Source organism: uncultured Caballeronia sp., assembly GCF_964243625.1.
GTDB lineage: Bacteria > Pseudomonadota > Gammaproteobacteria > Burkholderiales > Burkholderiaceae > Caballeronia.
The window spans coordinates 1-8,152 of record NZ_CAXTGZ010000259.1 but is presented as its reverse complement, the minus strand read 5'-3'; the positions used below and the strand labels follow the sequence as shown (position 1 = coordinate 8,152).

General features: G+C 63.2%; 8 protein-coding genes. 1 reads left to right on the top strand and 7 read right to left on the bottom strand.

The features are described from left to right. Window positions 1-305: LysR family transcriptional regulator (locus tag ACFFAR_RS17970; RefSeq protein WP_375508209.1), on the bottom strand; the 305-nt coding region annotated here is incomplete at its 3' end. A 126-nt stretch (window positions 306-431) separates the two neighbouring features. On the opposite strand from ACFFAR_RS17970, the gene ACFFAR_RS17965 reads away from it, so the two are divergent. Beyond that, window positions 432-1,427, top strand: a complete 996-nt coding sequence (locus ACFFAR_RS17965; RefSeq protein WP_174363500.1) for a zinc-binding dehydrogenase — start codon at window positions 432-434, stop codon at window positions 1,425-1,427. Window positions 1,428-1,464: 37 nt separating this feature from the next. Here the strand turns inward: ACFFAR_RS17965 and dapA are convergent, their stop codons facing one another. The 6 genes from dapA to ACFFAR_RS17935 all read right to left on the bottom strand — a co-directional run. Then, on the bottom strand, window positions 1,465-2,337 hold the full coding sequence (gene dapA, locus ACFFAR_RS17960; protein ID WP_174363499.1) for a 4-hydroxy-tetrahydrodipicolinate synthase: 873 nt from the start codon (window positions 2,335-2,337) through the stop codon (window positions 1,465-1,467). 175 nt (window positions 2,338-2,512) lie between these two features. Beyond that, window positions 2,513-3,490 (bottom strand): ABC transporter substrate-binding protein, encoded by a 978-nt coding sequence (locus ACFFAR_RS17955; RefSeq protein ID WP_375508210.1) that lies wholly within the window; start codon window positions 3,488-3,490, stop codon window positions 2,513-2,515. A 32-nt stretch (window positions 3,491-3,522) separates the two neighbouring features. Continuing rightward, complete coding sequence (gene fhuF / locus ACFFAR_RS17950; protein ID WP_174363498.1) at window positions 3,523-4,326, bottom strand: siderophore-iron reductase FhuF; 804 nt, start codon at window positions 4,324-4,326, stop codon at window positions 3,523-3,525. After that, window positions 4,323-6,404 carry a Fe(3+)-hydroxamate ABC transporter permease FhuB gene (gene fhuB, locus ACFFAR_RS17945; protein ID WP_174363497.1) on the bottom strand — a complete coding sequence of 694 codons (2,082 nt, stop codon included), beginning with the start codon at window positions 6,402-6,404 and terminating at the stop codon, window positions 4,323-4,325. Before fhuB ends, fhuF begins: the two co-directional genes overlap by 4 nt. Then, window positions 6,401-7,234, bottom strand: a complete 834-nt coding sequence (locus ACFFAR_RS17940; protein ID WP_174363496.1) for an ATP-binding cassette domain-containing protein — start codon at window positions 7,232-7,234, stop codon at window positions 6,401-6,403. The genes fhuB and ACFFAR_RS17940 overlap by 4 nt, the downstream gene beginning before the upstream one ends. Next, window positions 7,231-8,152: TauD/TfdA family dioxygenase (locus ACFFAR_RS17935; RefSeq protein ID WP_174363495.1), on the bottom strand; the 922-nt coding region annotated here is incomplete at its 5' end. The genes ACFFAR_RS17935 and ACFFAR_RS17940, both read right to left, overlap by 4 nt.

Below are 8,152 nucleotides of genomic sequence, written 5' to 3'. Positions count from 1 at the left end.
TGAGCCGGTGCGGTATTGACCCTGACCAGGCCTCGCGGCGATTGTTGGCGATCGCCCACTGACGACTCCAGCGCGTCGAAGTCGTCCACGAGTTGCCTCGCTGACTCATAGAACGTCTGTCCCGCTTCGGTGATCACGACCCGCCGCGATGTCCGCAAGACAAGCTGTGCGCCAAGGTGCCGCTCCAGCGCGCCGATCTGTTTGCTGACTGCAGGCTGCCCGATCCCTTCTTCACGCCCGACGGCGGAAAAACTCCCACATTCGACCAGACGTACAAACAGGCGGATCGCGTTCACTCTATCCATACGGCCATCCGCATCAATTCCAGAATGGAATCGATGGTATGCCCTGGTGCAGCGTTTCGGCAATGGATGAAGTTGCTTATGTTATGGGCTGTGTAAGCAACAACCCCAGGACAAAGGAGCTGAGCGATGAAAGCGATATGTGTGACACCCGAACGCGAGCTTGAAGTTCGCGACATTCCGACCCCGACCGCGCCGGCACCGGGCCATTTGCTGATCGACATGGAAGCATCGGCGATCAACCATGGCGACAAGACTTTCCTGCGAATCCCTACAGCCGCCGGCAAAGCGCTCGCGCTGGGCCAGCACGACGTCTGGGGTGCGTCGGGAGCAGGACAGGTGTTGGCGGCGGGAGCCGGCGTTCCTGCAGAATATGTGGGCAAGCAGGTGGCGATCTACCGGTCGCTCGGAAGAAGTCCCGAAAGCGTTGGACTTTGGTCCGAGCGGGCGCACGTGCCCTACTCTGCGTGCCTGATCCTGCCCGAGCATGTTCGCGCCCGGGACTATTGCGGTTCGCTCGTCAACGTGATGACGGCCTACGCCTTTCTCGAAGAGATCGCCGAAGCGGGTCACAAGGGCGTCATCGTCACGGCCGGGAATTCGGGCACCGGTCATGCTCTTGCTGCCCTGGCCCGTATTCGAAAGTTGCCCGCGATCTTCCTGGTGCGTACCGGGGAAGCACGCGAGACGCTGTGCCGTTTCGGCGCGGAGCATGTCATTGTCACCAGCGAAGGTTTCACCGATACGCTCCGCACGTTGTCCGCCGAACTGGGAACGACGGCGGTATTCGACGGCGTTGGCGGAGACTTGCTGTCGAAGATCGCACCGGTCCTGCCGGTGAATTCGACGGTCTACATCTACGGCTTTTTGGGCGGCGCCGTTCCGGTTTCAATTCAGTCCGTGCTTTTCATGATGAACAACCTGACCTTGCAACGATTCAGCAATTTCGAAAGCCGCACGGTGAAGGATCATGACAAGCTGGTCTCCGCCCTCAAAGCGCTCGAGGGTGTGATTGACGACCCGATGTTCACGACCCAAATTGGCAAGGAGTTCCCACTCGATCAGATCGAAATGGCCATGGCCTACGAATCCAGTAGTGGCGCCAAGGCCGTCTTGCTGACTTAGGCGGACTCGAAACGGCTCTTTTCTCGATCCAAAAAATTCAAGCCACGATGGCAAGCTGCCGGAAACACGCGTCGAGCGCGATCCGCAGTTGCTCCTTGAGCGTCGCCGACGCTTCCATGACCGGCAAGCGCGTTTCGCTGCCAATCACGCCGTCGAGGGCAAGCGCCGCCTTCACGCCGGACGGATTCGGCGCGCTGAACAAGAGCTTGATGACAGGCTTGAGGGCTTCGAAGAACGCGGCGGCATCGTCCGTTCTCGCCGATAAAACCCGTTCGTGGATCTCGGCCAGGACATCGGCGAAAAGATGGGCGGTCGTCAGGATGCCGCCCGATCCGCCGGCAATCAGGCAATCGAGGTAGGCGTCGTCGTTGCCGCAGAGAACGCTGATCGGCAGTTGGCAAAGCTTCTCGAAAGTCGCCGGCACACAGGCCTTGATCGCGACAATATTGGCATGCTCGGCAAGGCGCTCGACCGTGTTCGTATCAATGGCAACACCCGTGCGATGCGGCACGTCGTAGAGGATGACCGGGCGTTCCGTGGCACGTGCGACTTCGTCGAAGTGCCAGCGAATGCCGGCTTGATCAGGGCAGACATACGCCGGCGCGGACACCAGATAGCCACCAATGTCCCAGCGGTCGAGTTCGCGAATTTCCTGCACCATGTCGCGTGTGTTCATGCCGCCAACACCGACCACCACCGTCAGCCGCGTACCGATCACTTCGAACAATGAACGCAAGACCTTGAGCCGTTCGTATTGGTCGAGCAGCGCCGCTTCGCCGGTCGTTCCCAGTGCGACAAAACCGCTGATTTCCTGGCTCAGATATCGCTCGGCGAGACGCTGGAGTGCGTCGGTATCGACTTGTCCGTCCTTGAACGGCGTGACAATAGGCAACCATATTCCGGAAACCATGCTCAACTCCGCATGGCCGGTCGGGCCAGGGCATTTTCAATTTTCGATAAAACCTGTTCGGACGTCATGACCATCCCCTCGCGTTCATTTGATTGGATCAAACGAAGCGTATCGGATCGCGTGTAAACGTCGCGTCAAAAAACCGGGAGCGCGCATATAGAACGCGCCTGCGTAATCAGCGCGGCGACAGCGGCAGTGCCAGCAACTTGTTGGTGATTTCGTTCGATAGACGCAAGGCCGACATCGGGCCGCCGAAGCCCCAGATGTTCGGCTCAACCAGCGCGATGCGCCCTGCCCGCTTCGACGGAACGAAGCGCCAGACGGGGGACGTGAGCTGTGTTTCGATGGGAACGTTCTCGCTCGACGCGGTCACGAACAACACCGCGAGGTCGGGCTTCTTGAGCAAATCAGCCGACGTCACGTAGATGGTGCCTTCACGCGTCGGCTTCGATGGCCACAGCGACAAACCCAGCGCCCGCGCCACCCCCGCCGCCGTGCTGTTTCCTGTATAGGCCCAATACCGATCCGGCAAGCCGAGTTCCTGCAACAACGCCACCTGCTCGCCGCTGCGGCCTGCGAAAGCGAGGCGTTGTGCATCGTGGGCGAGGCCCGCATCGAGTTTCGCTTCTACTGCTTGCGTCTTGTCCTCGCGTCCGGTGAGACAGCCTATCGTGCGAAAGATCGTGCGCGTCCAGTCCAGTTGCGTTTTCTGCACGCCACCTTGTTCCATGTCCGGACTGAACTGGAAGAGCACTGTGGGCGCGATCCGGTCGAGCGCCGCGAAGATCGGCGCATGTCGATACCCCACGCCAATGATCAGGTCGGGACGCACCGATGCAATCGCTTCAAGGCTCGGTTCCTGCCGCGTGCCGACTTCCGGCACGCCGTTGAAACGCGCGCTGTCGTAGCCGATCCAGCCGGCGTAGTAAGCGTTATCGACGAGACCGACGGGCGTGATGCCGAGCGCGGCCAGATCTTCCGCGAACATGAATTCGAGGACGACGACGCGCTTGGGTTTCAAAGGCATCGTCTTGCTGAATTGCGATATGGTCGCGTTATCCGCAAGCGGTCCGCAGACGGGCGCGTTCGGCTCCGACGCGAACGCCACCGACGTCACCGACGCCACCGACGCCACCGACGCCACCGACGTCATCACCAGGCATGCAAACGCACAGAAAAGCTTCTTCACGCGATTGCCTTTTGTAGCGCGAGTTGTTCGTCCGACATTGTCAGCAGTAAGGGACAGCTCGTGCAAAGTTGCGTTTCTCCGGGGATCTCGTAACGCACGCAACACACGCGGCGTGCGCGAAACGGGTCGGGCAGCAGCGCCGAGCGCGGCTTCATCTGGCGGATGGGGGCGCGCAGCGGATTGGGTGCGCCATCCGCGCCGAGGGAAGGTCCGAATAGCCATGCAGCATCGCCACGATCGTCTTCCTCGCCCGGCAGCAGCGCGCATTGCTCCAGCAAGTAGTCGAGCAGATTGCCTGCGTTGCTCCACAACACGCGTGGCGCGATGCGCGTCAAGCCGGCGAGCATCCCGATCACTGCATCGAGATGCTCGAGCAGGCCGGCGTAGTTGAGCGCGGTATCGTGGGTATGCGGTTTGAGCGAGTCGGCTGCGAAATGCAGCGCGACCGGCATGCCTTCGCGCAGGACAAGCTGCGTTCGCGCAGGCGACATGTCCAGAGGACGTCGCAGCAGCCGCGCCGCCAGAATTCCCGCGGGGGCGGCAAGCCCGAAATAATACTTGCTCCATTGCGATAACAACGCACGCGCGTGAAGCTCGGCATCGCCGCCATAGTGATGGACCATTGCATCGAGCAACGCGTTCCGACGCGCGCCCAGCGACGACAAAGGGATGCTGATGTCATTCGTTTCCAAAGCATGATTGGGCGCACCGAGCCACACGTTCTGCAGATACGGCGCGATCGATGCCGGCGCGAACGATGCAAGACATTGCGAAGCATTCGATGCGGCGTCCGGACTCATCGTCCGCTCCGCTTTTCGCGCCGTGCCTGCAGCACCAGAAGCGCAAGCAGATAAGGCGCGCCGATCAACGCCGTCAGCACGCCCGCCGGAATCTCACGCGGCGCGAGCAGCGTGCGTGCGGCGATATCGGCGGCGGCGAGCACCAGCGCACCGATCGCGCCCGCAAGCCAGAGCCTGGTCCGATGTGCCCGCGCGCCCAGCATGTTTGCCAGATGCGGCGCCATCAATCCGATAAACCCCACCGGCCCGACCGCCGCCACCGCCGCGCATGCAGCGAGCGTGGCAATGGTCAGGACAAGCGGCCTCAATACGTTGATCGGCACGCCGAGCGCGACCGCCTGATCATCGCCGAGTGCGAGCAGGTCGAGTGGCCGCGCGAGCAACGCAAGTACCGGTAGGGCAACGACGCACCACGGCAGCAGCGCCGCGACTTCACCCCAACTGCGCCCATACGTGCCACCTACGAGCCACACCACAAACCGCGCCGGCTGCACGCTTTGCTGCGTGATCAGCCATTGCGACGACGTGGTCCACAACGTACCGATGACAATGCCCGTCAACGCCACCGCGAGTGGCGCGTAATGATGCCGCCGGTTGAGCAACAAGGTAAGCAGAAGCGTCGCGCCGCCGCCAGTCAACGCGGCGCCCGAAAGGATCGCGTGACCGGCGAGCGGCCAGATCATCAGCGCGACGAGCGTCGTCAGCCCCGCCCCTTGCGTGACGCCGAGCACCTCGGGACCCGCCAGCGGATTTCTCACGATGCTCTGCATCAACACGCCGCTCGATGCCAGCAACGCGCCCGCAAGCAACGCGCACACGAGGCGTGGCACGCGCAGATCGAGCAGCATGCGCGCCACATCGTCACGATGAGCAAGGACGCCGAGCCATCGCTCGGGCCCCAGCCACGTCGGGCCAGATGATGCACCGATTACCAGGATCACCGCGCACGTCGCCGCCAGGAGCGCCGCGACCGCCGGCCACGGCAATGCGCTCATCGCGCGGACGAAGCGCGTGCCGCGTGCTTCCACCGCACGTTCCTGGCCCCCATGCAGCACGCCCGCCCACGCGGCGCCGCTGCGGAGCATCGCGAGCATCAGCGGCGTGCCGGCGAACGCAATGGCGACGCCTGTGGAAAGCGTCGAGTCGAGATCGAGTGCGAGTACGGCGCTGTCGGTGACGAGCACGAGCGCGCCGCCGACCAGCGCCGATAACGGCACGAGCGCGTCCAGCTTCGATGCCCTTGCGCCGCGAATCTGCCGCAGCAGATTCGGCGCGATCAATCCAACGTAAGAGAGCGGTCCCGCAATGCTCACCGCGACGCTTGCAAAACCGACCGCGACGATGAGCGCCGCGAGCCGCGTGGCGTCGATACGAACGCCGAGCGCAGCGGCGGCATCGTCGCCAAGAGACAGCGGATCGAGCGGCCGCATGACGAACGGCAACGCAACGAGCGGCACGGCGAGCCACCCAAGCGCCGACTTCAATCCGGCCGCGCCCGGCTGATACAAACTGCCGCTCGCCCATAGCGATGCGCCCATCACGGTCTGCTCGAAGAAGGCCAGCAACAGTGTCGATATGGCCGAGAACAGCAGCATGCAGACGCTGCCCGCCAGCACCAGCCGAAGCGGGGTCGCCCGCCAGCCGCCGGCGGCCGCCGCAACACATGCAGCGGCCGCGAGACCGCAGGCAAACAGCAACGGCACGGAGGCCGCGCCGAATACGGCGGGCAGGATCATCGCGGCGAGCAAGCCGAGTTGCGCGCCGCCTGTGATCCCAAGCAGATCGGGCGATGCCAGCGGATTGCGCGTCAGCGCCTGGAACAACGTGCCGGCGACCGCAAGACAGCCGCCCGCCACGAGCGCCGCTGCAATGCGCGGCGCATTCAGGTCAAAGAGAAAGACACCGGCGAGCTGAGCCGCGTCGCTGCCGGGCGCGGCCTCAAGCCACGCACGGACATCGGGCGCGAGGCGCAACAGCGCAACTGCGACGATCAAGAGCACGAGCAAGACGACCAGCAAACCCACGCGGCTTTTGACCGGCGCGCGCCATCGCTCGGAAGAGGAGGCAAGCGTGGTCATGCGACCAGATCCCTGGCCGGACTTCCCAGCGACTCCGCTTCATAAGCCGGCACGCACATAGGCGCACCGGTCTGAGGGTGTGCGATCTTCAGCATCCGCACGCCGAACGTATCGTTGAGATGATGCGGGTCGAGCATGGCATCGGGCGCGCCATGAGCGACGATCCGGCCGGCGCGCATCAATACGATTTCATCGCTGAACGCGGCAGCCTGGTTGAGGTCGTGCAGCACCCATACGATCGTCAATCCGCGCTCGCGATTCAGCCGCCGCAATTCGCGGAGAATATCGAGTTGATGATGGATGTCGAGATAGGTTGTCGGCTCGTCGAGCAACACGATAGGCGCCTGTTGCGCCAACGCCATCGCGATCCACACCCGCTGACGTTCGCCGCCCGAGAGCGCGGCGACATCGCGTGCTGAATCATCGGCCAGGCCGCTTGCTTCGAGCGCTTCATCGATCGCTGCGTGATCCGCGCGTGTCAGTCCTCTCAGCCAGCCGCCATACGCATAACGCCCGTATGCAACCAGTTCACGCACAGTCAGCCCTGCCGGAATCTGGTTGAACTGCGCGAGCATGGTCAGCGTCCGGGCGAGCACGCGCCGGCGCAATGTACCAATAGGCACGCCGTTCACTTCGACATGTCCGCCGAGCGCCGGCTGCAGTCCGGCAAGCGTGCGCAGCAACGTGCTTTTACCGCACCCGTTCGGGCCGCACAGCGCGGTGACCCGCCCTGCCTGAATACTCACATCCAGCCGGTCAAGTACTACATGTTCCCCGTATCCAACCGTCAGCGAGCGCGCGGCCAGTGCGGGTCCTGCGGGCAATGTCATCGTGTATCCGTCCGCTCGCTGTAGCTTTGCGCCATCGCGACCACGACCTTGCGCGGTCCTTCGAACGGATCGCGGGCGTGCGCGGTCAGCATGTTGTCGAGCATCAGCACGTCGCCGGTCACCCACGGAAACACGATGCGCTGCTCGTCCAGCACGCCGCGAATCTCCGCGAGCGCTTCAGCTTCTATCGGTTCGCCGTCGCCGTAATACACGTTGCGTGGCACGTTTTCCAGGCCGACGGCATCGACGAGTGCTTCCTGCATGTCTTCATCGAGCGTCGAGAGATGGAACAGATTCGCCTGGTTGAACCACACCATCTCGCCCGTGCGCGGATGGCGCGCGACCGCCTGGCAGCGTTCGCGGGTACGCAGGAGCAGTTCTTCATCGTCGCCATTGCGCCACTCGTATTCGATACCGCGCGTTGCGCAGATCCGTTCGACCACTGCGGGGTCATCTGAGCCGAATGCGTTTTGCCATGGCAGATCAAGTCCTTGCCCGAAGTTGCGCACGTACAGCAGCTCGCGTTTTGCAAAACGTTCGACCAGCGCGGGATCGAGCGCCCGGTAGACTGCGCGGCTATCCGCAATCGGCGTCGCGCCGCCCGATCGCGCCGCCAGCGCGCAATGGAACCAGATGCGCAACGGCCACTCGCGTGTGTACGACTGTTCGTTATGCAGCGGGATGGAGCGATGCGGCGGATATTCCGTCGATGTGTACACGGCGCCCTCGACCTGGCTGCGCGGCGTCGATGCAAATTCATACCCAATGAGCGGATCTCCGCACGATGCGGCGAAGCGCTGGAATGCTTCTATCGATGCAACCGCGAAACCCGTGAAGCGCAGCCCGCCTGAACGCTCGAGCGTACTGTCGATGATCGTGCGCAGCGGCGCTGCGGCTTCTTCAAGCGAGAAGGTGACG

Coding starts and splice junctions, on each gene's coding strand:
- fhuB (WP_174363497.1), bottom strand. CDS start 6,404: ATGACCACGCTTGCCTCCTCTTCCGAGCGATGGCGCGCGCCGGTCAAA.
- dapA (WP_174363499.1), bottom strand. CDS start 2,337: ATGGTTTCCGGAATATGGTTGCCTATTGTCACGCCGTTCAAGGACGGA.
- ACFFAR_RS17955 (WP_375508210.1), bottom strand. CDS start 3,490: ATGACGTCGGTGGCGTCGGTGGCGTCGGTGGCGTCGGTGACGTCGGTG.
- fhuF (WP_174363498.1), bottom strand. CDS start 4,326: ATGAGTCCGGACGCCGCATCGAATGCTTCGCAATGTCTTGCATCGTTC.
- ACFFAR_RS17940 (WP_174363496.1), bottom strand. CDS start 7,234: ATGACATTGCCCGCAGGACCCGCACTGGCCGCGCGCTCGCTGACGGTT.
- ACFFAR_RS17965 (WP_174363500.1), top strand. CDS start 432: ATGAAAGCGATATGTGTGACACCCGAACGCGAGCTTGAAGTTCGCGAC.